General features: G+C 33.8%; 19 protein-coding genes. 11 read left to right on the forward strand and 8 right to left on the reverse strand.

Features of this window, described 5'->3' with window-relative positions; genetic code table 11:
* Positions 1–138 precede the first annotated feature (138 nt).
* Positions 139–4,341: a hybrid sensor histidine kinase/response regulator transcription factor gene (locus GWR14_RS01580; RefSeq protein ID WP_246236256.1), complete on the reverse strand. Its 4,203-nt coding sequence runs from the start codon at positions 4,339–4,341 to the stop codon at positions 139–141.
* Positions 4,342–4,997: 656 nt separating this feature from the next.
* Here GWR14_RS01580 and GWR14_RS01585 point away from each other — a divergent pair.
* Positions 4,998–5,240 carry a hypothetical protein gene (locus GWR14_RS01585; protein WP_163407193.1) on the forward strand — a complete coding sequence of 81 codons (243 nt, stop codon included), beginning with the start codon at positions 4,998–5,000 and terminating at the stop codon, positions 5,238–5,240.
* A 134-nt stretch (positions 5,241–5,374) separates the two neighbouring features.
* Here GWR14_RS01585 and GWR14_RS01590 read toward each other — a convergent pair whose 3' ends face one another.
* Positions 5,375–5,935: a hypothetical protein gene (locus tag GWR14_RS01590; RefSeq protein ID WP_163407194.1), complete on the reverse strand. Its 561-nt coding sequence runs from the start codon at positions 5,933–5,935 to the stop codon at positions 5,375–5,377.
* Positions 5,936–6,164: 229 nt separating this feature from the next.
* On the opposite strand from GWR14_RS01590, the gene GWR14_RS01595 reads away from it, so the two are divergent.
* Complete coding sequence (locus tag GWR14_RS01595) at positions 6,165–6,572, forward strand: helix-turn-helix domain-containing protein (protein ID WP_163407195.1); 408 nt, start codon at positions 6,165–6,167, stop codon at positions 6,570–6,572.
* A 145-nt stretch (positions 6,573–6,717) separates the two neighbouring features.
* On the opposite strand, the gene GWR14_RS01600 is transcribed toward GWR14_RS01595, so the two are convergent.
* From GWR14_RS01600 to GWR14_RS01625, 6 genes are all read right to left on the reverse strand, one after another.
* Complete coding sequence (locus GWR14_RS01600; protein WP_163407196.1) at positions 6,718–7,731, reverse strand: hypothetical protein; 1,014 nt, start codon at positions 7,729–7,731, stop codon at positions 6,718–6,720.
* Positions 7,732–7,992: 261 nt separating this feature from the next.
* Positions 7,993–8,436 (reverse strand): hypothetical protein, encoded by a 444-nt coding sequence (locus GWR14_RS01605; protein ID WP_163407197.1) that lies wholly within the window; start codon positions 8,434–8,436, stop codon positions 7,993–7,995.
* Between the two features lie 337 nt (positions 8,437–8,773).
* On the reverse strand, positions 8,774–9,451 hold the full coding sequence (locus GWR14_RS01610; RefSeq protein WP_163407198.1) for a hypothetical protein: 678 nt from the start codon (positions 9,449–9,451) through the stop codon (positions 8,774–8,776).
* Between the two features lie 58 nt (positions 9,452–9,509).
* Positions 9,510–10,937 (reverse strand): amino acid permease, encoded by a 1,428-nt coding sequence (locus tag GWR14_RS01615; RefSeq protein WP_163407199.1) that lies wholly within the window; start codon positions 10,935–10,937, stop codon positions 9,510–9,512.
* Between the two features lie 102 nt (positions 10,938–11,039).
* Entirely contained in the window at positions 11,040–11,738 is a 699-nt protein-coding gene (locus GWR14_RS01620) for a DUF1826 domain-containing protein (RefSeq protein WP_163407200.1), read from the reverse strand.
* A gap of 240 nt (positions 11,739–11,978) precedes the next feature.
* Positions 11,979–15,356, reverse strand: coding sequence for a pectinesterase family protein (locus GWR14_RS01625; protein ID WP_163407201.1), 3,378 nt, complete (start codon positions 15,354–15,356; stop codon positions 11,979–11,981).
* 508 nt (positions 15,357–15,864) lie between these two features.
* Here GWR14_RS01625 and GWR14_RS01630 point away from each other — a divergent pair.
* From GWR14_RS01630 to GWR14_RS01670, 9 genes are all read left to right on the forward strand, one after another.
* Complete coding sequence (locus GWR14_RS01630) at positions 15,865–16,626, forward strand: DeoR/GlpR family DNA-binding transcription regulator (RefSeq protein ID WP_163407202.1); 762 nt, start codon at positions 15,865–15,867, stop codon at positions 16,624–16,626.
* Positions 16,627–16,647: 21 nt separating this feature from the next.
* The gene (locus GWR14_RS01635) at positions 16,648–18,051 is read left to right on the forward strand and encodes an L-fucose/L-arabinose isomerase family protein (protein ID WP_163407203.1); all 1,404 of its coding nucleotides are present in this window, start codon (positions 16,648–16,650) and stop codon (positions 18,049–18,051) included.
* A gap of 51 nt (positions 18,052–18,102) precedes the next feature.
* The gene (locus tag GWR14_RS01640) at positions 18,103–18,942 is read left to right on the forward strand and encodes a transketolase (protein ID WP_163407204.1); all 840 of its coding nucleotides are present in this window, start codon (positions 18,103–18,105) and stop codon (positions 18,940–18,942) included.
* Positions 18,942–19,898, forward strand: coding sequence for a transketolase family protein (locus tag GWR14_RS01645; protein WP_163407205.1), 957 nt, complete (start codon positions 18,942–18,944; stop codon positions 19,896–19,898). Before GWR14_RS01640 ends, GWR14_RS01645 begins: the two co-directional genes overlap by 1 nt.
* Positions 19,895–20,815, forward strand: a complete 921-nt coding sequence (locus GWR14_RS01650; protein ID WP_163407206.1) for a D-ribose ABC transporter substrate-binding protein — start codon at positions 19,895–19,897, stop codon at positions 20,813–20,815. Before GWR14_RS01645 ends, GWR14_RS01650 begins: the two co-directional genes overlap by 4 nt.
* A gap of 2 nt (positions 20,816–20,817) precedes the next feature.
* Positions 20,818–21,432, forward strand: coding sequence for a DUF2291 domain-containing protein (locus GWR14_RS01655; protein WP_163407207.1), 615 nt, complete (start codon positions 20,818–20,820; stop codon positions 21,430–21,432).
* Position 21,433: 1 nt separating this feature from the next.
* Entirely contained in the window at positions 21,434–22,924 is a 1,491-nt protein-coding gene (locus GWR14_RS01660; protein ID WP_163407208.1) for a sugar ABC transporter ATP-binding protein, read from the forward strand.
* A gap of 14 nt (positions 22,925–22,938) precedes the next feature.
* The gene (locus tag GWR14_RS01665) at positions 22,939–23,913 is read left to right on the forward strand and encodes an ABC transporter permease (RefSeq protein WP_163407209.1); all 975 of its coding nucleotides are present in this window, start codon (positions 22,939–22,941) and stop codon (positions 23,911–23,913) included.
* A 238-nt stretch (positions 23,914–24,151) separates the two neighbouring features.
* The gene (locus tag GWR14_RS01670) at positions 24,152–25,441 is read left to right on the forward strand and encodes a nucleoside hydrolase-like domain-containing protein (RefSeq protein ID WP_163407210.1); all 1,290 of its coding nucleotides are present in this window, start codon (positions 24,152–24,154) and stop codon (positions 25,439–25,441) included.
* The last annotated feature ends 2 nt before the right edge of the window (positions 25,442–25,443 follow it).

The following is a 25,443-nucleotide window of genomic DNA, read 5'->3' on the forward strand; positions in this document are numbered from 1 at the left end:
TGATAATAATAAAAAACTAAAGCTGTTTATTATGTCACTCCCTTTTAAAATAATTATGGAGATTAATCTCAATTTTTAAGACAATAAAAAAATCCGATTTGAAACTAAATCGGATTTAAATAAAGCTCTCAGCTGTTTTTAGTCAATAGACTTATCTTCATTTTTTCTTGTTTTATTTTCTTCTATATATTGGGAAGGCGTTACATTAAAAACTTCCTTAAAAGTCTTCGTAAAATATGCCGTTGAATTAAATCCGCAATTATGAGCTACTTCTTTAATCGAATATGAATCACTAATCAGCAGTTCGGCAGCATATTTTAATTTTATGGTTCGAATAAAATTACTTGGATTTTGTCCCGTCAAGGAACTAATCTTTCGATAAAATTGAGAACGTCCCATATTTAAAGCCTTAAGTAAATCATCTAAAGAAAAATCGACGTTAGTTACATTATCTACGACTGCTTTTGTGGCTTTGTCCAAAAATTTCTCATCGAGTGAATTAATCGTTATATCAGATGCCGGAATAATTCCACCTACAGCCGCAAATCGCTCGCGGGAACGCTTACGTGCTTCCAACAGATTATTAACTCGTGCCTTAAGTACATTAATACTGAATGGTTTTGACAAATAGGCATCAGCACCTTTTTCATAACCCATTGCCAGATCTTCATCTAAACTGCGGGCAGTAAGCAGTAAAATAGGTATATGACTAATTTCGAAATCACTTTTAAGCTGTTGACATAATTCGAAACCATCCATTTTTGGCATCATTACATCACTGATTATGATGTCTGGAAAATACTTTCTTATTTTTTCTAAACCAGCCACTCCATTGACTGCTTCTTTAACTCTAAACTGTTCATTGAGTTCTGTTTTAAGATGACTTCGAAGCACTTTATTATCTTCAATTAAAAGTACTAATGGCCTTTTTTTATCTGCATCTGAAGCCACTACATCCGAATTTATATTTTCATCAGCTATCGAAATTTCATAATCTGCAGATGAAAGCGCATTCATATTTTTGCCTTGGGATGTTATAGTTTCTGCTTCTATAATCTTTTTACCGTCTTCTTTTAAATCCGCCGGCAATCGTACACTAAAAGTTGTGCCTTGTTTATATTTACTTTCAACCAAAATCATTCCTTTGTGGAGTTCAACAAGGCTCTTCGTAAAATTCAGCCCAATACCTGTTCCCGCTTTAGATGCATCGGCATGAAAAAAACGCTGAAAGACTTCTTTAAGCTGTTTCTTTTTAAAACCTATTCCAGTATCAGAAACATTAATCTGAATCATTTTTCGATTAATCGAAGGCCTCAAATAATTCCATTTATATCCTATACTGTCTACAAAAATTTCAGATAATGTCAACGTAATAATTCCTCCATTATCTGTAAACTTAATTGCATTAGACAAAAGATTTGCTAGTATTTTTTCAATTTTGTCAGCATCAAAATTTCCATAATATTGATCAAATTCTGATTCAAAAACAAAACGAATATTTTTCGATTTAGCTAAATCTTCAAACAAGAAAAAAGTTTCCTTGCTAAATTTCACAATATCCAGATTAGCAATTTCTAAATTAGATTTACCTAAATCCATTTTTCTAAGATCCAATAATTGGTCCACCAAATAAAGTAAACGCTTACTGCTTTTTTGAATTATAGCTGCAGATCTTTTTACTTCATCAGGATCATTAAAGTGAGTCAATATTTTTTCAACGGGATTTAAAATCAGGGTCAAAGGTGTTCTGAACTCATGGGAAACATTAATAAAGAATTTTAGTTTTAATTGATCCAATTCTTGTTCTTTCTCCTCATTTAATCTTCGAGTATAATACTTTAATCCAAACCAGATCATAGCTGCACCTGCAATCATATAGAAAATATAGGCCCACCATGATTTCCAAAAAGGAGGAGAAACATTAATCTCAATACTTGTTTTACCAGCATTTTCCCATTGACCATCAATAGCGGCCATTACTTCAAAAGTATAGGAACCAGGTGGCAGATTTGCATAATTTGCAATACGATTATTATCTGCATTGATATATTCTTTATCCAGACCAGACATTTTATAAGCATATTTGACACGCTCTGGATTCTGATAATTTAAGGCTACAAAGCTTATTGATATATGACCTTCATTATAAGCCAGTTTTAATTTATCTAAACTATTAAGATTATTTTCAAACAAAACTCTATTATTAATCGTATCGCCGGCATTAACTCTTTGATTGAACAATTTTATACCAGACAGAATAGGTTTTACTTTGTCTGAATTCAATACAATATCGTTAGGATTAAATAAATTAAATCCATTTATTCCTCCAGCTATTATACGTCCATCAAAAGTTTTGGCTATTGATTTACTTTGAAATTCGAGACCTTGCAAGCCATCATGAACATTAAAATTAATAATCTTACCTGATTTAGGACTTAATAGAGACAGACCACTCTTTGTACTAATCCATATATTTTTATTATTATCTTCCTGTAAGCCAACCACTAAATTATTTGGAAGACCACTTGATGAAGAATAGGATTTTCTCAATTGTAAATGCTTATCTAATTGAAACAAGCCCATATCTGTACCAATCCAAATATTCCCTTTATAATCTTCGATTACCTGGTTTACGCGATTACCCTGGACATTTTTAATTTTAATTTCTTCAAACTGGATTTTCTTTGGTATTCTGGCATCCAATTTATCAAGATTGACATAACAAAGACCTATAGATGTTCCTGCCCAAAGTCTATTTTTTGAATCTACAAAAAGTGAAAAGACAAAATTACTGATGATACTTTTGGGTGAATTAGGACTGTTCTTAAACTGATAAAAACGTTCTGTTTGGGTATCAAATAAATTTAGTCCTGCTAGAGATGTACCCAGCCAAAGTCTTTCTTGTTTGTCTTTGGCAGCACACCAAACCGTATTTTGACCTATTGAAAAAACATTATTCGGATCATTTAAAAACCGTTTTACATGACCAGTCTCTGTATTAAATTTATTAAGACCTCTATCCCAGGTACACACCCATAACTCATTATTATTGCCCTCAATTACATATAGAATTTTATTGGAACTCAATGAATTTGAATTACCCGGAATATTTTTATAGTGTTTATACGTTTCTTTTGTATCATCATACATATCAAGACCTCCTCCATCTGTTCCAATCCAGATACGTTGACGACTATCCTGAAATACTGACTGTGCAATTTTTGTACTTAAACTATTTGAAGTTTGAGCTTTGTAGAAATGATGTCCAAATGATGATTTAAACAAAGCTAATTTGCTTACTCCTTTGTTATAAGTGGCTATCCAATACGTTCCTTCTTTATCCTGCAGTACTTTTGACGGTTGATTGTTGGGTAATGAAAATGGATCATCCGGATTTTGAACGAGATGTTTTATCAATCCTTTTTCTTTATCCAATAAGTATAAACCCTCTCCATCTGTAGCAACCCAAATTAAACCTTTACTATCCTGATACAAATGAAAAATTGGTACTGAGAAACTATCTTGACTAATTTTTTTATGCTGTTTGGTAGTCGAATTATAGACATACAAATGCCCTAAATCATTCCCAATCCAAAATTCGCCTTTATTATCAAGTATAATTTGTTTAGGCAAATGATCTAAAAACTGATTGGTCTCAAAATTTATATTTTGACGCTCAAATGCATTGGTTTTGAAATTGTACTTATGCAAATTATTTCCTGCCGTTCCAATCCAAAGTTGTCCTTTTTTATCTAATATTAAATTAGAGACATTATTATTATCTAATGCATTACTGTTTTTAGAACTGGCAGTATAACGAACTGATTTTAAACTCTGGAAGTTATTTGAAAAAATTGAAAGATCAATTTTAATCAAACCATTTTTGGTACCAACCCACAGTATTTTTTTTAGAGTATCAAATTTTAGACAATTGATTTCCTCTCTCGGATTAGTCTTATCGATAATATTTCTGTCCAGATTAATTTTGTAGAATCTCTGCGCTTTTTTATCAAAGACATTCAAACCATTACTCGTTCCTATCCATAGGTATCCTAAATGATCTTCCGTAATGGCATTTATACGATTGTTACTAATCGAATACTTATCATTAACTATTGGTCTGAAAATTTCAAATTCGTAGCCATTATACTTATTTAAACCGTCAATGGTACCAAACCACAAAAAACCTTCTTTATCCTGAAATATTTCGACACAAGTACTACTGGACAACCCTTTGCTGGTATCAAAATTCTCAAACTTCAAATTTGAAAATTGTGCATTACTATTAAAACTTACTATTAATAAAGCACTTAGTATTAAATCTTTTATTCTCACATTCATTATAGTATTATCCTGTAAACACAACATTATTTAGGATTATATTAATTCCATTTTTACTGTCTTTTTAACTAAGTAAAAAAACATACCTAATCTTTTTAACCATTTTTATACCATCATATTAGCTGTACAAAGCAAAAGACATAAAATTTATTTAAGAAAGCAAGCATCCGTATAAAAAAAGCTAAATGCCCTCTACGCTACAATTTTAAATAAAAGCGATGTAAATGCTTTTAAATTATCAATCAATTACTATAAAATATGAACCATTTAGCTATAAAATTTCCATAAAACTATGCAATCGATCTTTATAAAATTCCTGTAATAAATCTTCAATCACTTTTTTGGAGTGTCTCAATTTTGCTACAAAAGCTAAGACAGTTTTGTTTCAGTAGGCAGGATGATTTGTTTTCATTGCATGTTCTTTCAAGTTTCCTGATCTTAATTTTTGCTAAAATGACATATCAATATCATAGCCCTACTTTTGATGATAGCGATATTCAGTTTACGGACTTAAGATTCGAATCCTGCTCTTCCCGCAAAAAAGACAATAGAAGCGAAAATTAAAGTTTTCAATCTTTTCAAAAAACCTCAAACCTAATTCCGGGTAGATTACGTATATAGGATAAAAACGAATCATGACTGCAAATTCATACCATATGCCATCCGCCATATACAAATATCTTGCTATCAACGATGGCCGTTCCGTACCTTTTCAGGAGCTGTGTCTTTTTCTTTACACTCTGGGAAACGAAGCTGTTTTTTCTTTTGAAATTTTTTCTGCCGAAAAAGCCTACCAGACCCGCGTAATGAATATATTAATTTTCCTTTCGGATATTAATCTCATTACGCTGGACGAAACTACAGACGAAAGCTTTATTAACAAGATCTGCCGGAACTAATTTCCGACTGCTTTAACACAGTTTGTGAGTAATATTATGTCCTTTTTTGTTCGATTGCATAAACGAGTTGTTGATTAAAAATAAAGAGGTATTGAATTATATTTATTTTAATTTAAGTTTGAATAAAGAATATTTTATTCCGTTGTACAATCAATCTGATTCTTTTTGCTGATTTTCTCCACACCTCTTTCTCTCATAAGTTCTGCTGCATCGAGCATTTTAATTAAATGAATATAGGGTATTGTGAGGTCAGAATAAGAATCTCCTGCCTGAGGAGACAATGAAAGTTCCATGATTTGATATAGAAATAATTCAAATTCTTCAAGAGTTTTTTCATCAAATGCTTTTTGAAATACCATAAAAGGATTTTCGTATTCTTCTTTTGTTAGAGAAGAAAGATGAAAAATGGTTTCAGAGCGTGAAGATGCTCCTACCTTCCATTTTTTGTTTTTCTTTTGCAGACAGTAACATACTTTAATAAAAAAACTGAAAGCAGTATACAGGACAAAAATATCAAATGGATTGTCTTGTCTGTAGACTTTTGCTTTATGGCAATACATTACCGCTTCGCTTAAATTATGTTTGTAATAATCAAGATCTGCAAAGTCAAAAAAAGCATTAATTGCCTTAAACGGATTTCCTGCCGTATATCCTGTCCAAAATCCGGTTTCTAAGAATATTTTATTCTTTTTCATAGTAAGTAGCTTTAAAATACTCATGCGAAATTGCATTCTTTCAAAAGGATAATCTATTCGAAAAGCAGATATTATACCAGAAAGTATTGGACTAAAACACAAATAAAAACAGTATAATATCTTACAAAAAGAAATAACGTTTTATGGGATATTTTTCTATCTTTGAAACTCAGGATTTTTAATTCAAATGGCTTTATCTTTGAGCTTTTAGAAAATTGACACACTCATTATGGAACAGAAAATACATCAGGGAAGAAACGTAAAACGTTTTAGAGAAATGCTTAACATAAAGCAGGAAGCTTTGGCTTATGATCTGGGCGAAGACTGGAACCAAAAGAAAATTTCTATGCTCGAGCAGAAAGATGTAATTGAAGACAGCCTACTGAAACAAATCTCTGCTGTATTGAAAATTCCTGTTGAAGCTTTTCAGAATTTTGATGAGGAACAGGCGATAAATATTATTTCTAATACTTTTTCAGATTTTAAAGATGGTGCTTCGGCAATTAATATTCAACCAACTTTTAATCCCATAAGAGAGGTCTTAAAACTTCATGAAGAAAAAATTGCTTTGTACGAAAGGATGTTGAAGGAGAAAGATGAGATGATGGTTAGGCTTGAGAAGTTGATTGGGAAGTAATTAATTGCAAGTATATTAGAAAGAGACTTTTGGGTCTCTTTTTTTGTTTTGAAAATATTACAGATAAGAAGTTACGATACCTTTATACAGATTTTCTAAAATAAATCATTAGGATTAAGAATGTTAAAAAATATATTGAATTATACTAAAGTCTTGGTTTAAATTGGTTTTGATAAAATTTTCTCCACCTTTCTTTGTTAAATGGCACATTTTCTTTTTCCATTCGATTTTGATATTTCCCTATAAATTTTTCATAATGCGGAGGTCCACCATTTCCTTTTTGTATTATTTTATTTGCAAATTTATTAAATTCATCATCACTAATTTTACTGTTTCGACATAGCTGAGCAACAATAAGCATTCTAATTTGCCATAACATACTGTAATTAAAATCTTCCTCATATTTCCCTATAATTTTATCAATATAAATTTCTATTTCTTCTGATCGTAAATCACATAAGTTTTCTCCTAAAACATGATTAGTAACATGTTTCTTTAAAACAAATCTAATCATGTCGCCAGCATTACTTGTAGTCAAAGTCAAATCACTACCTCGTAACTCAAATTCCGGTTCATGGGTGTAATTATTTTTTCTTTGAATTTCGATATTGTATGGTGCGAAATTTACTAAACCCCAATTAAGATATTCTGAATACTCTTCAATATTATAGTCAATTACCTCGTCTAACACAAAAACTTCTAAATCATTTATCATGCATTTTTCAATAACTAAATTGCACAACAAAAAATCACTATATTCAATTTGATTTTGCAAAAAACCTTTAAATAAAATGCCTACTAACTCAGCTTTTTCGTGGTCATCACATTTATCTAAAATATACAAAAGTTTTTCCCCTATTTTAATTCGATACTTTTTAGAATCATCAATTTCATTTATAACTTTTTCCCGTTCATCTGCTGGCACATCACTTAATTGAGTAAGGAAATACAATATTTTCTTCATAAAAAGAGCATCGCTTACTTTTGCACCAGCTTTACCAATTGAAATAATTGAATTTATTATTGGAATATCTTTTAAAACACCTTCAGCTAAAAATGTGTCAAGAAATATTTCTGAAAATTCAGTTGTTACACCTTGTAAATCTGAATCTTTTAATGTTGTAGTTAATGCTGTTGAAATATTACTAATAATTGTCATAGATAGAATTATAGCTAATAATAAAAAATCAATAAAATATACCCGCTGAAGCGAGCGTTTCAGTCGTGAAAATAAGTTTTATATTCAAAAATTATTTGTAACTACTTATTTCCAGATTTCTTTAAAAATCACTTTTCCAAAAAAATAATCCCCTCGCTGGCGCGAGCGTCTCGCTCGTGAACGCAAGCTTTTTAATATAGAAATGTGTTCACGATAATGATATGCAAACTTTTTTCAGGACGAAACAGGAGAGCAAAATATTTACTTATAATCAAAATCCCATAAATCCAGCCTGGTAATGTTTTTTATTGTCCCTCCAAACATTCCCATATGGCCTCTAGCATTCATGTCAAAAGTTCCCACGATTATAACATACTTTTTATTATAGTTCTTTAAATTTTTCTTTTCAGTAGTTTCTTTTGAAAAATTTACCCAAAAACCATTCTGAGATATACCTTTTGAATAATCTTCTTTATGTAAATAAATTGCATTTCCTTCAAACTCCAAATTCAAATATCCGATAACTTGAACTTGTTTTCCGTCATATTTTTCAGGAGTTGAAATTAATTTAATTATTGAAATATTAAATTCATGGAAAGGAATACCCTCCTCTTTTTCATTTTCTTTAGGTTCTTTAGTAGTTGTCTTATTCTGTGAACAAGCATTTAATGAAAACACTAATAAAATTAAAATGATATATTTCATGTGGCACAATTTAGTTTGTTGATAAGCATAAAGATTATAATATCACAGATATCCAAAAAACTTATTATAACTTAAAATTACTTTTTCTTTTTTAATTTCTCTTCTAATTAATCTTAAATTGGGTTTATGCAATTTTTCGTCAAATGAATTTTGAATTGCGCGAAAGGTTGCTACTTCATACTCCCGCTGGCGCGAGCGTCTCGCTCGTGAGCGTAAGTTAGGTTTACAATAATTATTAATAGAAATAATTTAAATTAATTTTGTGCATTGAGCGCACGAGCGAGACGCTCGCGCCAACGGGGATTTGCTGTCGTATATCCTGCTCAAAATCCGGTTTCTAAGGAATAACTATTTTTCGTTTAATTTTACGTTCAATTTCAGGCAATACTTTATCATTTAAAAGATTATTCATGCTTTCATCAAAATTGGGAAAATTTGGAGGACTTAGTATATTTTTCTTTTTTACATTGCTAATATTCCCAACATTAAAATCTGAAACTACTTCGTTCGTTTCTAAATTTAGTAAATCGTTATTCAAAAATATATTTGTTCTTTTATCTCCATTAAAGACTCCTGCTTTTTCAAATTCTATTCCAAAATACCCATCAACAATAAACAAATAGTCTAAATTGTATTTCACTTTTGTTTTTTTTAAATCATCGTTTATGTATTCTCGTTTTGTCCAAACGAAAATTGGATCATTTGCCTTACTAATTGTATCTTTTATTTGAATAATTTCAACATTTAATAAAGCTAAATTTTTTAAATAGGCATTAATTATTCTTTCAGTCGGGTTTCCTTTTCCTGTTTCTAAAAATTTATAAGCACCAGAAAACATATCCTTTTTTTCTACGTTTGAAATTTCAACAGTATTAGACATTACTTGTCTTGTAATTCTGTAAGGCCCATTTATATTAAAAATTATACCCAGTTTTTTCTTTTCAGGATTTTGAGAATAGCTAAAATTAAACAGTAGAGTTATACATAGAATTAGAAATGTTCTTTTTTGTTTCATTTTTTTATTTAATTAATGTTGAATCTTTGTTTCGGCGTACAAATAATTTAGGAAAGACCTATTTATCTTTCTTTTTAAAAACCTTATAAAACACAAAAAGAATCCCTAGCCAAATCGGAATTAATTCTACAGATATCTTCATATTTGTCATCCACATAATGGCTAAAATACCCAATAAAAAGGCAAAACAGATATAATTGCTTACGGGATAAAATATAGATGCAAACTTAGTTTTGGTGTTTTCCTTGTCTTTTGTTTGTCTAAATTTTAAATGCGTATACGAAATCATAACCCAATTAATCACTAAGCAAGACACTACTAAAGACATTAAAATACCAAAAGCTTCTTCTGGAATTACTTTATTGATTAAAATACAGATCGCAGCAAAACAAGAAGAAATTAAAATGGCATTAACAGGCACCGAGTGTTTGTTCAGTTTCTTTAAAAACTTTGGTGCACTACCCTGATCTGCTAAACCAAATAACATGCGTGAGTTGCTATAAACACTGCTGTTATAAACTGATAGAGCAGCAGTTAAAACAATTAAGTTAAGCACATTAGCGATAAGCTTTGTAAAAAATATTTTCTGTCCAAATAACGTAAACTCCATTCCGTTTAAATTTTGAAAAACCATTACAAACGGACTGCTGTCTGTCGTAATTTGTCTCCAGGGCGACAAAGCAAATAAAATAACCAATGCACCTACATAAAATATAAGGATTCTGTAAATAACCTGATTGGTTGCTTTTGGAATGTTTTTTTCCGGATTTTCTGCTTCGGCAGCGGTAATTCCAATAAGTTCTAAACCTCCAAAAGAAAACATAATCAACGCCATTGCAGACAATAAACCCTGAAAATCTCCAGTTGCTGTTTTTTCAAAGAAACCTTTTGGAAAGAAACCTCCATCGTTATACAAATTATGAATCGTTGCGTACTCTCCTCCTGTTCCGCTTACCAGTAAATAAGTTCCAAAAAGAATCATCGCAATAATCGCAACCACTTTTATGATAGAAAACCAAAATTCGGTTTCTCCATACACTTTTACAGAGGCAAAATTCAAAGCATTAATAACCAGAAAGAAAAATAAACTGGATACCCAAAGTGGAACTTCAGGCCACCAAAACTGCACATAAACCCCAATAGCCGTAAGTTCGGCCATACTAACGAGAATATACAAAATCCAATAATTCCAGCCAGATGCAAAACCTGCAAATGAGCCACAATACTTGTAGGCAAAATAGCTAAAGCTTCCTGATACAGGTTCTTCGACAACCATTTCGCCGAGTTGTCTCATAATAAAAAAAGCGATAATTCCGGCAATAGCATATCCTAAAATAACAGACGGCCCTGCTAATACAGCCGCCGGACCAATGCCAAGGAAAAGACCTGTCCCTATAGATCCGCCTAAGGCAATTAACTGAATGTGTCGGTTAGTTAGCTCGCGTTTAAGCTGATTCTCTTCTACGGCTTCATTTTTTTGTTTCACAAATTAGGTTTTAAAGGAGTTAGGTGTATTCAGAAATGTATAAACAGCGAAGATAAGTTAAAAAAGGAATCGTACAAAGCTTCGTTTTGTGACTTCTCTTCATTAGCAAATCAACAGCAATCGATATTCGCCATAGTTTTCTTTTGGTGCTCTATGAATACAAGGCAGAACTTGTTGTTTTGGATGGTCTACAGCCAGACGCCAAAGATGCATTTGTCCTAAATTAATGGGCTCTGCATCTTCATGCAGCTGATAATGTAAATCAAAGTAATTTTCTTTTAAAAAGTCTTCAAACTCTGCCTCTTCTCCATCATGGAGTTCTTTTAGCTTTACCCGGATTTCCGGAATTAAAATTTTCTGTTCTGCCTGCGAATTGGATACAATATCACTTGCCGCTCCATGATAGGTACATAAAAAAGTATCTGTTGCAATGGGAGATCGATCGACATGAAATGAATATACATCTGTAGATATAAAATCAAATTCATTATCACGCTCATAGCATTTTAGTAAATTAAGAACCGGCGAGGCTCCAAAATCTGTCAGTAACTGTAAATCATTTAAAATTATTTCCCTTGCTATATTCCCTTTTTCTGATAGTTGAAGTGTCATTAAATCTTTTGGAGAAACTTCTGTTATGTTCTCCTTTAAACTTAATTTATTCACAATTTCTTTAAAATCGCCATCTAAATTTCTGTACCAGCACAATGCATTTACTTCTCCCTTGAAATCTGTATGTACAAGCTCAGAGAAAGTAGATACTATACTAATTTGATTGCTGGCAGAAAATGTATCACTCATTGCATTATGATATTAAGAGATTAGTTATTCATAAATTACAAAAATATGTAATAGTCGTCAGTTGCGGCATTTTTAAATTTAGATTTGTGACACATTCATGTCTGTTACTATTCAAAAACAAAACATTAGCAAAATAAAGATTTTACAGGTTAGATTCTAAATATAGTAAAGATAAAAACCCTATCAGAAATTTTAACTTCTAATAGGGTTTAACATAAAAAGTACTTAAGCTTATAAAACTTATTCTTTGATAATGGTTTTATTTATAACTCCCTTATCTGTCAATATTTTAACTATATATGTCCCCGCACTTGTATTGATATTCATTTTTACAATTGTATCCGTAATTTCGTTTAATGTGTAAATTTGCTGTCCAAGCATATTGAATACTAAAATCTGTTTAGCCTTTCCAATAGTACCAAGATCAATGTAAAATTCATTTTTAAATGGTACAGGATATATTTTTACTTCAGATTTAACCTCTTCAACAGCTACATCAAGTGTACTGTCAGAAGCATCATTTTTGGATGTACTGCCGCAACTAACTGCGGTAGGATTAATTCCTTCTACCTCTATTTTATCAATATTAGCCAATCCTGATGATGTCGTAGCTTCTAATCTGATGGTATGAGTACCGGCAGAAAGCGATACTGTAACTAAAGAGCTGGAATTTTCGGCCCAGGTTGTCCAATTAGTCGTAGCATTAAAAGCTGCAGTAGCTACGGTAACGCCATCTACAATTACTTTAGCACCTCTTGCAGTAGTGCCTCCATTAGAATATCTCCATCGAAGTATATAACTTCCGGAAGAAGTATTCACAGACCATTGAATTCCTGCACCAACTGCGTTATTTGAATTAGCAAAACCAACACCCTGGAATCCGGCATTATCACTATCTATCGTACCTTCTACAAAACAGAATCCAGTTTCATTTTCATTGATAGAAATTTCACTACTTGTTGCAACCGGATCTGTATAGTTAGCAGTTCCTGTTTGATTTTGATTGGCAGTAATTGTCGCTACTAATCCATTAATATATACTTCTAAATTAGTATATACAGAGTTAAGTGTGTAGGCTGTTCCGTCTGAAATATTGTTGCTATTCAAACCATTAGCACTTTCCCAGCTATCCGGCATTCCGTCATTATCCGTATCCGTAGGTGCTGTAGTGGAATTGTAGGATGGCCATCCTCCAACATCAGATTGTGTATCAATCAGACCTTTAGTACTTCCATTTGATCCGGTATAAGTAAAGGTTCCATTAGTAGCTTCTGATACTATTCTGCTGTCCACGGCATCACGCTTAAGGCTTGCTCCTACGTATGCTAATACTCTGTTGTAGGCATTTGCCGCAGAATGTGTGGTCATATCTCCAAAACTATATTCAGTATTTACACGAAGCTCTGTTTTACTTTTTGAAGACGGATTAGGATCTACACCATTCCAGTTATCACCTGAAGTAGTTGAATTTGCAGTGGTATAATTTCCATTGACATAAAAACTACCCCAAACACCTGCAGGCTGTGAGTTAGAACCATCGTCCGCACTTGGAGAAATAATTCGGTCATTTACTCCTGAACCTGTTGCTGGTCCGGATTTATAATAATTATTGGTAAGATTGTACGATCCTCCTTCGGCAGCATAAGCACTGTTGCCGCCCCAGTTATAAATAACATTATTTCTAAAATCAACCATTTCCAGATTAGGAAGCGCCGAATATCTGCTTCCGCAAAAACGGGCATTTCGACTATCATGATGAGCTAACATATTGTGATGAAACGAAGCTTTTTTTCCTCCCCAGATTCCACCATAACCATGAGTTCCCTTATCGTGAATCGATACACGTAAACTTTCAGACATCATACACCATTGCAAAGTAAAATTCTCATTGTCATAAAATGAAGCACATTCATCTGTACTCCAGCTCATAGAGCAGTGATCAATGATAATGTTTTTATGATTTCTGCCACCAATGGCATCTCCTTCATGCTGTGCCTGATCGCCCATACGAAAACGAAGATATCGGATAATAACATTATCAGCGTTTACATTTACTGAATAATTTTTCAGACAAATTCCGTCACCCGGGGCAGTCTGACCGGCTATGGTAATATCTCCATTGTTAATTTTCAGATCTGAATTAAGTGCAATGATTCCGGATACCTTAAACATTACTGTTCTCGCTCCTGTTGCCGTAACAGCTGCTCTTAAACTTCCTGCACCTGAATCGTTTAGATTGGTAACATAGATTACCTGTCCGCCACGACCACCACTGGTATAACGTCCAAAACCTTCAGCACCCGGAAATGCAGGCGAAGTAATCGCCTGAGCAGCAGCAACTTTTTGAGTCGCTGCAGTTACTGTTAAAGTCCCTGATTTTGTTGCATTTGGACTACCTCCAACTGTGGTAATTGTATAGTTAAATGTTCCGCTCACAGTTGGTTTTCCGCTAAAGGTTATGCTTTTTGCAGTATTATCTATAGCCGCATTTATTCCGGATGGCAATCCTGATACAGTTACTGTAGTAGCATTTTCCCAATTATAATAAAAACCTGTAATTGCAGTATTTATTGCTACAGTTTGACTAGAACCTCCAGCTCCGTGCTTTATTAATGCAGCTCCTAATGTGACAGAATTAATGATCGTGTCCGGATTCCAGTTATCAGTAACCTGTGGATTGGCATTAGTTGCTTTTAAAACATTCAATTTTGAATAAGAAGCTGCCTGAGTAGCTGTCAAAATTTTTGCCCATGAAACTCTTGAAGACGGAACATACCCTGCTCCTGAGTTATTATATTCTGCAAAACGTGCTGTAGTCTGATTGGCAGCGTTACCCCAGTCATTCCATCCTACTGCCTTAATCGCATTTGTCATACTGGTGTTCATATAAGTAACCGATGCATAACCTCCCCATGGACGTCCAAGATCAGTAATATTACTTCCCGAACCTGTAATCTGACAATTATTGAATACAAAACCATACGCAAGATGCGATGCGGTATTAGCAGCAGTTAAAGAGCTTCCTCCTTTAGTGTAAATCTGGCAGTTTTGAAAATAAGCAATGGCTCCTCCAAAGATAAAGTCTGTAGTACCTTCAAAATAGCAATTTTCATGATAAGATCTCCCACTGTGAGGATAATACGTATCCTGATCTCCTAAAAAACGACAGTTCTTAAAAACAGCCTTATCAGCAGTAGAGCGAACTGCTACAGCCTGTCCAACCGGTCCGGATGAATTAGCAAATGTAAGGTTCAATGCATAAAATCCTGCACCATTGATGAAAGTGCTTGCTGAATTCGAGGTTCCGTAAGCAGCTCCTGTAGCAGGATTAATTTTGGATGCATAATTATTATAGGTTAAAATCGTTCCGGTTGAACTTTGCCCTATAAAGGTCAGATTGGTTTTATTTGAAGGAACAGTGATTACTTCGTAATAAGAACCATTTTTAATATAAATTGTAGTTCTGGCCGAACTATTAGCAGGAGCTGCATTGACAGCAGCCTGTACAGTAGTATAATTTCCTGTACCATCCTTGGCAACTACAATATCATAGGTCTGTGCTTTCAGTTTTATCGAAAAGAAAGCTAAAAAAGTTAATAGTAAAATTTTTTGTTTCATACTTTTTTGGTTTTGGTTAGGGTTAGTTAATAGTTTTACAGTAAGTACTTTTCCTGTTAAAACAAAATTATAAAAAACAAATACCAAAAAAGTAGACATATTACTATTAAACAGGGGGTAAAAAATATTCTTTTTAATTATTTACAAATCAAACAATTAAAATCTGCTATATAATTTATACAATTAATTAAAGCGATTTTTTAATTTAATAAATAAAACAACAAAAAAGAAAAAACTATTAAAATCCAAATAGAAAGTTATTTACACTTAAAAACAATCATTATTTCTTATAATTATCAGTAATTCAATAACAATTTTAAAAATTACTTTTATTTTTTCTTGTTTCAAGAAATCTAATAACCGAATAACATAATTTTCCTTTATTTTCTTTTACTTTGTTTTGTTTTTCTTTTATTTTCTTTTACATTTGCTTAATACTTGTTTTGCATTCAGTTTAATTCATTTTGTTTTTATTTTATATTTGTTATTCACAAATAAAACAAATAGCATGTTAGCAAATCAACGAAGAGAAAAAATACTGGATCTTTTAAAAGAGGATGGTTTTGCCAAAGTAAACGATTTGGCCCGCTTATTTAAAGTTACAGAGGTAACCGTACGTCAGGACCTCGAAAAATTAGAAAGCGAAGGATTAATTCTAAAAGAACATGGAGGTGCAAGTATAAAAAATGTTGAAGATCAGGTGCGAAGTTTTTCTTTACAGCGACAGGAAAATCTCGAGCAAAAATCGGCTATTGCCCAGAAATGCCTTGAATTCATAGAAAATGGAGATACTATTATTCTGGATTCCGGATCAACAACAACAGAAATTGCAAAAAGATTAAAAGGTCTTAAACAATTAACCGTGATTACTAATGCATTAAACATAGCATTATTACTGGGAGCAGATCCCGATATCGAAGTCATTATGACCGGAGGCGAATTCAAACCGCCAACATTATCGCTCACCGGACAAAAAGCTGCTGACTTTTTTAAAGGATTAAATGTTCAGAAATTATTTTTGGCCACGGCAGGAATTTCATTAAAAGCAGGACTAACCTACCCTAGTATTAGTGATTTGGTTGTAAAAAAAGCAATGATCGAAGCCGCAGAAGTAACGTATCTGGTAGCCGATAGTACTAAAATGGGTAAAAGTGCATTAGCTAGTCTAGGAGCCTTATCGCTAATTGATTACATCATTACGGATGATAATATAGAGGAAAAACATAAAGAAGTATTTAGAGAAAACGAAATTGAAGTAATAGTAGCATAGAAAATTTTTAATTAATAATAAATGACAACATCAACATTAGGAGTAATCATTGGAAACAGAGATTTTTTTCCAGATAGTTTAGTAGAAAAAGCCAGGTTTGAAATTATCGAAGTTTTTGCCCAATTAAATATTAAGCCTATTTTATTAGACAGCACTGACACCAAACTTGGTGGTGTAGAAACGTATAAAGAAGCACAAAAATGCGCTGATTTATTCAAAAAACACCAGGATGAAATTATGGGAGTTTTAGTATTGCTGCCTAATTTCGGAGATGAAAAAGGTGTAGCAGATACTTTAAAACTGGCTAATTTAAATGTTCCTGTTCTAATTCAGGCATACCCTGATGAATTAACCAAAATGAATGTAGTCAACAGACGTGATTCCTGGTGTGGAAAAATTTCAGTCTGCAATAATTTATATCAGTACGGAATAAAATACTCGCTCACAAGTCAACACGTTATGAGTCCGTCTGATCCTGTCTTTCACAAAGACTTATTAGATTTCACAGCAGTTTGTCGGGTTGTAAAAGGAATGCGCAACGTGCGTATCGGTGCTATCGGCGCAAGACCGGGAGCATTTAATACGGTTCGTTATTCTGAAAAGATATTACAAAGAAATGGCATTACGGTAACTACAGCTGACTTATCTGAAATCTTAGGAAAAGCAAATAAATTAACTATAGAAGACGAATCGGTTAAAAAACATTTAGAATCTATAAATGCTTACGTTCCTAATAGCAAAGCTCCTGATGAAGCTATGCTTCAAATAGCAAAATTAGATGTTGTATTGAAAGATTTCATGGAAGAACACGCTTTGGACGCCACTGCTATTCAATGCTGGACTTCACTACAGCAAAATTATGGCTGTAATGTGTGTACAAGTATGAGTATCATGAGCGAAAATATGCTTCCAAGTGCCTGCGAGGTTGATGTAACAGGAACTTTGAGTATGTACGCCATGCAACTAGCTTCAGGTTCACCAAGTGCATTGGTAGACTGGAATAACAACTATGCTGATGATCCTGAAAAATGTGTTTTATTCCACTGTGGGAATTGGGCTAAGTCATTTCTTCCGGACATCCAGTTAAGCAACGCCCCTATTTTAGGAACTACTGTGGGAGTTGAAAATACTTATGGTGCCCTGGACGGAAGAACACCGGCAATGCCGCTTACTTACGGAAGAATCAGCACTGATGACCCAAAAGGAATTATTAAAGTATATATTGGTGAAGGCGAACTTACTGATGATCCCCTTAATACTTTTGGAAACAGAGCCGTAGCTCAAATACCAGACTTACAAGGATTAATGCAATACGTTTGTAAAAACGGATTTGAACACCACGTAGTAATGAATGCCTCAAAAACAGCAGCAATCTTAGAAGAAGCTTTAGGAAATTATATGGGTTGGGAAGTTTACAGACACTAAACTGGATTAATTATATAGTTTACGAAGTTTACAAACACTAAATAAATTAAAATGCACATTGCAGAATTAAAACGAAAGTCAATAGAGAGTAGAAAAAAAATACTCAAATATATCTATAATGCCAAAGCAGGTCATACAGGAGGAAGTTTGTCTATTATAGATATTCTGAATGTATTGTACAACAATGTCATGAACGTTTCTCCGGAGAATTTCAAATCTAAAACCAGAGATGTATTTGTTCAAAGCAAAGGACATTGTGTTGAAGCATTATATGTAGTTTTAGCTGATAAAGGTTTTTTCCCTGAAGAAGATTTATTATCACTCTGCAAATATAATTCCCCATACATAGGACATCCAACCAAATCTATTCCCGGCATTGAACAAAATACCGGCGGATTAGGACATGGTTTGCCTATTTGTGCAGGAGCCGCTTTAGCAGCAAAAAGAGACTGCTCAGGAGTAAAAGTGTTTACTGTTTTAGGTGACGGTGAAATGGCAGAAGGTTCAAACTGGGAAGCTATGATGTTTGCCTCGCACTACAAATTAGATAATCTCTGTGCTATTTTAGACTATAATAAACTTCAAATTACAGCTCCAAATGCTGACGTCATGGGCTTAGAACCAATAGATAAAAAACTCGAAGCTTTTGGCTGGGCAGTAACTCATGTCGATGGTCATAATTTGGAAGAACTTTCGCAAACGCTTAATAATTTACCCTTAGTAAGTGGAAAACCAACTTTTATTATAGCGCATACCACTAAAGGAAAAGGAATCAGTTATATGGAAAACGTATTGAAATGGCACCATGGCGTTCCTTCAAAAGAACAATACGACCTGGCTATTGAAGAATTAGACAAACAATTACAAGAACTCGAAACTGTTTTAAAATAATGGAAGAAATAAAAAGAACTGATGCCGCGAACCTCGAAGTTTTTTCTGAAGTTCTTCAGTCATTAGCAGCAACAGACAGGGATATTACAGTTGTCACAAGTGATTCTCGTGGCTCTGGAAAGCTCGTGCCATTTGGTCAAAAATATCCTGAACAAATTGTTGAAGTGGGTATTGCCGAACAAAATCTTGTAGGTGTTGCTACGGGATTAGCCAGTATGGGTAAAAAAGCATTTGCCGTCTCCCCAGCCTGTTTTCTTACAGCGCGGGCATTAGAACAAATTAAGAATGATGTTGCTTATTCTGACAATGCTGTAAAATTAATTGGTATAAGTGCCGGAGTTAGTTATGGTGCTCTAGGAACCACACACCACAGTTTACATGATTATGCGGTATTGAGAGCAATCAATAACATTGCTATTGTAGCACCTGCAGACAATTTTGAAACTGCTGAAGCCATCAAACAGGCAGCCAAAATGCAAAGTCCCATATACCTGCGTTTTGGTAAAAAAGTGATGCCTGCAAATCTTAATCCAAACAGAACAGATTTTAAAATTGGCAAAGGACGTATCATTCAGGAAGGAAGTGATTTAACGTTTATCGCCACAGGTGAAGCTGTACTTCCTTGTGTTGAAGCCGCTAAACTTCTGGGAAAAGAATATAATATTAGCTGTAAAATAATCAGTCTGCACACCATTAAACCTTTGGATACAGAATTATTATTGGCTGCAGCCGAAAATAAAAAGCCTATTATTACTGTCGAAGAACATTCCATCAATGGAGGATTAGGCGAAGCCGTTGCTTCTTTATTATTCCAAAATGAATGCACTAATAAATTTAAAATCGTAGGATTGCCGGATGATCATACCGTTTCGGGTTCGCAAACTGAAATTTTCAATCATTATGGCATATCAGCTGATGGATTAAAAAATACCGCTTTAAACCTGTTAAACCTATGAAGATAAAACACTTTTCCTTAGTGCTTATAGCATTTATTTTAGTTTTAGGCTGCTCTTCAAAAGAAAAAGCTGAGAAACCTAAAATTGCAGTCGTGGTTTCTACATTAAATAATCCGTGGTTTGTGATGCTGGCAGAATCAGCAGCTGAAAATGCCCGAAAATTAGGATATGAAGCCAAAATATTTGATTCACAAAACAATCCCGCTGTCGAATCAGATAATTTTGAAAATCTTATTTCTTCGGGTTATGATGCCATTCTTTTAAACCCAACAGATTCAGACGGCTCAATTTCGAGTATCTTAAAAGCTAAAACGGCAGGAATTCCTGTTTTTTGTATGGACAGAGAAGTAAACGTCGATGATGCAGCAACAAGCCAGATTCTTTCTGACAACTATTCGGGTTGTGTTGCTATCGGAATCGAATTTGTAAAAGAATTAAAAGAAAAGGGAAAGTATGTTGAAATCTTAGGACTTGTAGGCGACAATAATACGTGGGCGAGATCAAAAGGGTTTCATTCAGTTGTGGATAACTTTCCCAACCTAAAAATGGTGGCACAACAAAGCGGCAATTTTGACCGGACTAAAGCTATGGAAGTTTTAGAAACGATTATGCAGGCAAATCCTGATATCGATGCTGTTTTTTGTGGCAATGATGCTATGGCAATGGGAGCTTTTCAGGCTTTACAAGCTTCGGGAAAGGAATATAAAGTGAAAATTTTTGGGTTTGATGGCGCTGGTGATGTAGTGGAGAAAATCAGGGAAAAGAAAATTGTCGCTACAGGCATGCAGTTTCCTAAAGTAATGGCTAAGACAGCAGCTCAATATGCAGATGAATATTTTAAAGGAAGAAAAGTATTTCCTCAAAGAGTTCCGGTAGAAGTTGAACTGATCAATGCATCAAATATAAAAGACTATTAAAGATGAAAAAAAAGTATATTTATATTTTAGCCTTTCTTATAATAGCCATTTTAGGGTACAATTCTGTTTATTTTAAAAAACTGAGTGATATAAAAAAAGTAAAAAAGGAATCCTTTGACTTTAAAGCATTCGCTGATTCAATTTATTACAAAGGCATTTTGAAAAGCAAAAAGACGATTGCTTTGACTGATCTGATCGCTTCAATAAGAGCAAATCAGGAAGCCGCCTTTAAAAAACATGGTAACAGGTTAGGTATAGGGAATTCAGCTTATTTTATGATCAAAAGCACCGGAAAAATAATCGATATCAAAGATGGTATTTACACGATTGCTGATAAAAAAAACGGTGTGGTTTTCATTGACACCAAATACATCTTCGGAAATGATTTAAGAGATGCCTCAGGTCTAGTGAAACTAACTGATTTTAAAACTAATGCTCAATTTAACAAAGTATCTGAGAGTTTAAATGAGATTGTCCGAAATGAAATTATCCCTAAAGAAACTAAAAATGTAAAATTAGGTGATAGTATTTCATTTTCTGGAGCCATCAAATTAAATAAGAAACAGACTTTGTTTACTGACCTTTTAATTATTCCGTCACAAATTAAACTTCAGTAAATTGTTACAGGCAATAAACATATCAAAAGAATTCCCGGGAGTAAAAGCACTTAATCAGGTAAATTTTAAATTTTATCCTGGGAAAGTCAATGCCATTTTGGGAGAAAACGGAGCGGGAAAATCTACCTTGTTAAAAATTTTGACAGGCGTTTATACCCAGTATGATGGTGAAATTCAGTTAAACGGAGAAACAGTTTCATTTTCGAGTATAAAAGAAGCACAAAATGCCGGAATTGCGATTATCCATCAGGAATTAAACCTGATTCCGGAACTTAGTGTAACCGAAAATTTATTTCTGGGTAGAGAAATTAAAACTTCCCTCGGACTTCTGGATTTTTCAAAAATGGAAGCAGAAGCAAAACGTCTTTTTGAAAAAATTCAATTGAACGTTTCACCAAAAACCCTGGTACAGCATTTAAAAGTGGGTGAACAGCAATTGATCGAAATCGCAAAAGCACTGCTTTGTAATGCTGATGTTATTTTGATGGATGAGCCTACTTCTGCCCTTAGTGACAAAGAAATAGACAACCTGCACCGCATTATTTATGAGTTAAAAAAAGAAGACAAAACCATTGTTTACATTTCTCATAAAATGGATGAATTATTCAAAATTGCCGAAAACTATACTGTTTTAAGAGACGGAAACAGTATAGATGAGGGAGAAATGAAAAATACTACCGAACAGGAATTAATTCGGAAAATGGTAGGCCGTGATGTTTTGATAGAGAAAAAAAATACTAATACTGAATTTCAAAATACTATTTTAAAAGTAGACAACCTTAATCTGATCAATCCAAACGATAAAAAAAGAAAACTCCTTCATGATATTTCTTTCGAATTAAAAAAAGGAGAAATTCTGGGCATATTTGGTCTGATGGGCGCCGGCAGAACAGAACTTTTGGAGACCTTATTTGGTATGCATCCAACGAATAGTGCTTATGATTTAGAAATTGATCAGAAAAACACTTTTCATAAAAAACCAAAAGATGCTATTGAAAACAGATTAGCTTTTGTAACCGAAGATCGTAAAACAGAAGGACTGGTTTTAGGAATGGATATTTCATCCAATATCAGTTTGACAAACCTTCCCACCTTTGGGCTTTTGAAACCGTCAAAAGATAAAAGCGCTTCAAAAGATTACATTGAAAAGTTACGCATCAAAACACCCTCTGAAATGCAGTTGTGTCAAAATTTAAGCGGTGGAAATCAACAAAAAGTAGTTCTGGCAAAATGGCTTACGACCAATCCCAAAATCTTAATGATGGATGAACCTACGCGCGGAATTGATATTAATGCTAAAAATGAAATTTACAATCTAATAAAAGAACTCGCTGCTGACCACATGAGTATTATATTAGTTTCTTCTGAAATCCCAGAAATACTTGCCCTTTCGGATCGGATTTTAGTAATGGCTGAAGGAAAAATTAAAGCTTCCTATTTAGCTGCTGAAGCGAATGAAGATAAATTATTAAAATCGGCTTTACCGGAATAATTCTAACTATAACTATGACTATCTCCTTAAACCACCCTCTTGTCAAAAAGTCGCAATCTTTAATTGCGTTGTTTCTTTTATGTCTGTTTATCAGCTTATTGTCTGATAAATTTATGACCAGCGCCAATCTTTGGAATGTATTAAGACAAATCTCTGTTAATGTTTGTATTTCTGTTGGAATGACATTAGTTGTTCTGATGGCCGGTATTGATCTTTCGGTAGGTTCTGTCTTAGGTTTTACTGCAGCAGTCTGTGCCGGTTTATTAAAAAACGGGCTCGCATTTGAGACGATGGATTTATTTGTAGGCTTTACTGTTTTAGGCGCCATTTTAGTATCAGTACTAATTGGCCTCGTCTTAGGGCTCTTCAACGGCTGGGTAATTACGAAGTTCTCCATCCCTCCTTTTGTAGCAACACTGGCGATGTTAACCATTGCCCGTGGCTTAACAATGCTTTATACTGCAGGTATTCCTATTTCTAATTTAGGTACTGAATTTGAATTTATTGGTTCCGGATGGATGTTAGGAATTCCGGTACCTGTATGGATTTCCATATTCATGGTACTAATTGTAGTTTTCTTAACGAATAAAACAACTTTCGGAAGATATATTTATGCTATTGGAGGCAATGAAAAAGCGGCATTTTTATCCGGAATCAACATCAATAAAATCAAACTGGCCGTTTACGGAATTGCCGGAATGATGGCGGCTGTTGGTGGTGTTTTGGTCACTTCAAGACTAAACTCAGCACAGCCAAATGCCGGTACAAGTTACGAACTGGATTCAATCGCAGCGGTAGTTATTGGCGGAACATCGCTTTCAGGTGGCATTGGTACTGTTACAGGAACTGTAATCGGTGCCGTTATTATTGGTGTATTGAATAATGGATTGGTTTTACTGGATGTCTCGCCTTTTTGGCAGCAGGTAGTAAAAGGATTTGTTATTTTATTGGCCGTGATTATTGATAAAATGAATCAAAAAAACAAATAATAACCCTTTACTGAACTTGTTGATATTGAAGTGATTTAAACTTTTTTGATTGAAGCGAAAAATAGGGATTTTTGCTTCAGATTTTAGCTTTTTTGCACTGCATAGCAGCGCTACGGAGTAAAAAAACAGCTAAAATATGGGGTAAAAAAACCATTTTGTAGCCAATTGGAAAAAGTTTAAATAACTTCATTATCTATTTTAAAAGATAACTTCCAAAACAAGTAACTATAATTAAAAAATGAATAAACTGATTTTAACGATTCTATTTTGTATTGTTTCTAAAACAGTAATTGCGCAACAGCCAGTACCTGTCAAGCCTCGTATTCTGGTAAGTACAGATATTGGCGGTACAGACCCCGATGACAATCAATCTATGATACATCTTTTGATGTATAATGAGAAGTTTACTATCGAAGGACTTGTTTCTTCTCCTTCATTCGGTGAGGGCAACAAAGAAGAAATACTCAGAACTATTGATCTCTACGAAAAAGATTTACCAAAACTAAAAACACACGTCCAGGGATTAGCATCTCCTAAATATTTACGTTCTATAACAAAACAAGGAAGAAAGGGAGCTGCTCCATTGGAGGGTTTTACAACACCAACGGAAGGTTCTGACTGGATTATCAAATGTGCTCTTAAAAAAAGCAAAGAGCCTCTTTGGATACTGGTTTGGGGAGGTCTCGAAGATTTAGCACAGGCACTACATGACAAGCCTGAAATCCAAAAAAATATAAAGGTATTCTGGATAGGCGGCCCAAACAAAAAATGGAGCGCAAACAGTTACGCATACATAGCAATGAATTTCCCGGCTCTCTGGTTTATAGAATCCAATTCATCCTACTATGGATTTTTCTCAGATAATGTAGCCGAGAATTTGAACGGAAAAAATTACTATAAAAACTATATCAACGAAGCTGGTTTTTTAGGTAAAGACTATAAAGAGAACCGCTATAAAGGCAGGCTTAAAATGGGCGATACACCATCGTTACTATATATGATGGATGGAGACCCTAATAATCCAAAAAAAGAAAGCTGGGGAGGCAGTTACATTAAGTTTCAGCAAACTCCCAGAATTGTATTTAAAAGAAATACATCAGCACAGGACACAGTGCCAATCTTTTCGATTGTAGAATTTCACTTTAAAGGTCCTGTTGTAAATATTCCTAAAGATTCAGCTTGCATTACAATGACCGTACAGGCAGAAATCGGAGAACAAAAATGGGACGGATTCTACACAGGTGATGGAAATTATATCGTCAGATACTCTCCAAAGCGCCCTGAAAAACTGACTTATAAAGTTACTTCGGACATTCCGGGATTTGAAACACAGACCGGAACTTTTCTTGTAAGCAATCTATGGCCTGGAAAATCCAATGTAACAGACTACAGTTTAGGCAAAAACTGGTACACAGACCGACCAAATCCTGAACTGTATGATGGAATCTGGCAAGGCGGAAAAACAGTTTTAAAATGGAGAAGCGATGTTCTGTTAGACTGGGCTAAACGTTGGGAATGGCTTCGATAATA

Origin of the sequence: Flavobacterium ajazii, assembly GCF_010614725.1 — a bacterium.
Lineage (GTDB): Bacteria > Bacteroidota > Bacteroidia > Flavobacteriales > Flavobacteriaceae > Flavobacterium > Flavobacterium ajazii.

Bases quoted from the DNA above. Each gene is read 5' to 3' on its own strand.
- GWR14_RS01610 (WP_163407198.1), bottom strand. From the start codon at position 9,451: ATGAAACAAAAAAGAACATTTCTAATTCTATGTATAACTCTACTGTTT.
- GWR14_RS01655 (WP_163407207.1), top strand. From the start codon at position 20,818: ATGAAAAAAAAGTATATTTATATTTTAGCCTTTCTTATAATAGCCATT.
- GWR14_RS01620 (WP_163407200.1), bottom strand. From the start codon at position 11,738: ATGAGTGATACATTTTCTGCCAGCAATCAAATTAGTATAGTATCTACT.
- GWR14_RS01635 (WP_163407203.1), top strand. From the start codon at position 16,648: ATGACAACATCAACATTAGGAGTAATCATTGGAAACAGAGATTTTTTT.
- GWR14_RS01630 (WP_163407202.1), top strand. From the start codon at position 15,865: ATGTTAGCAAATCAACGAAGAGAAAAAATACTGGATCTTTTAAAAGAG.
- GWR14_RS01640 (WP_163407204.1), top strand. From the start codon at position 18,103: ATGCACATTGCAGAATTAAAACGAAAGTCAATAGAGAGTAGAAAAAAA.
- GWR14_RS01665 (WP_163407209.1), top strand. From the start codon at position 22,939: ATGACTATCTCCTTAAACCACCCTCTTGTCAAAAAGTCGCAATCTTTA.
- GWR14_RS01580 (WP_246236256.1), bottom strand. From the start codon at position 4,341: ATGAATGTGAGAATAAAAGATTTAATACTAAGTGCTTTATTAATAGTA.
- GWR14_RS01670 (WP_163407210.1), top strand. From the start codon at position 24,152: ATGAATAAACTGATTTTAACGATTCTATTTTGTATTGTTTCTAAAACA.
- GWR14_RS01625 (WP_163407201.1), bottom strand. From the start codon at position 15,356: ATGAAACAAAAAATTTTACTATTAACTTTTTTAGCTTTCTTTTCGATA.
- GWR14_RS01605 (WP_163407197.1), bottom strand. From the start codon at position 8,436: ATGAAATATATCATTTTAATTTTATTAGTGTTTTCATTAAATGCTTGT.
- GWR14_RS01600 (WP_163407196.1), bottom strand. From the start codon at position 7,731: ATGACAATTATTAGTAATATTTCAACAGCATTAACTACAACATTAAAA.
- GWR14_RS01650 (WP_163407206.1), top strand. From the start codon at position 19,895: ATGAAGATAAAACACTTTTCCTTAGTGCTTATAGCATTTATTTTAGTT.
- GWR14_RS01585 (WP_163407193.1), top strand. From the start codon at position 4,998: ATGCCATCCGCCATATACAAATATCTTGCTATCAACGATGGCCGTTCC.
- GWR14_RS01595 (WP_163407195.1), top strand. From the start codon at position 6,165: ATGGAACAGAAAATACATCAGGGAAGAAACGTAAAACGTTTTAGAGAA.
- GWR14_RS01645 (WP_163407205.1), top strand. From the start codon at position 18,942: ATGGAAGAAATAAAAAGAACTGATGCCGCGAACCTCGAAGTTTTTTCT.
- GWR14_RS01590 (WP_163407194.1), bottom strand. From the start codon at position 5,935: ATGAAAAAGAATAAAATATTCTTAGAAACCGGATTTTGGACAGGATAT.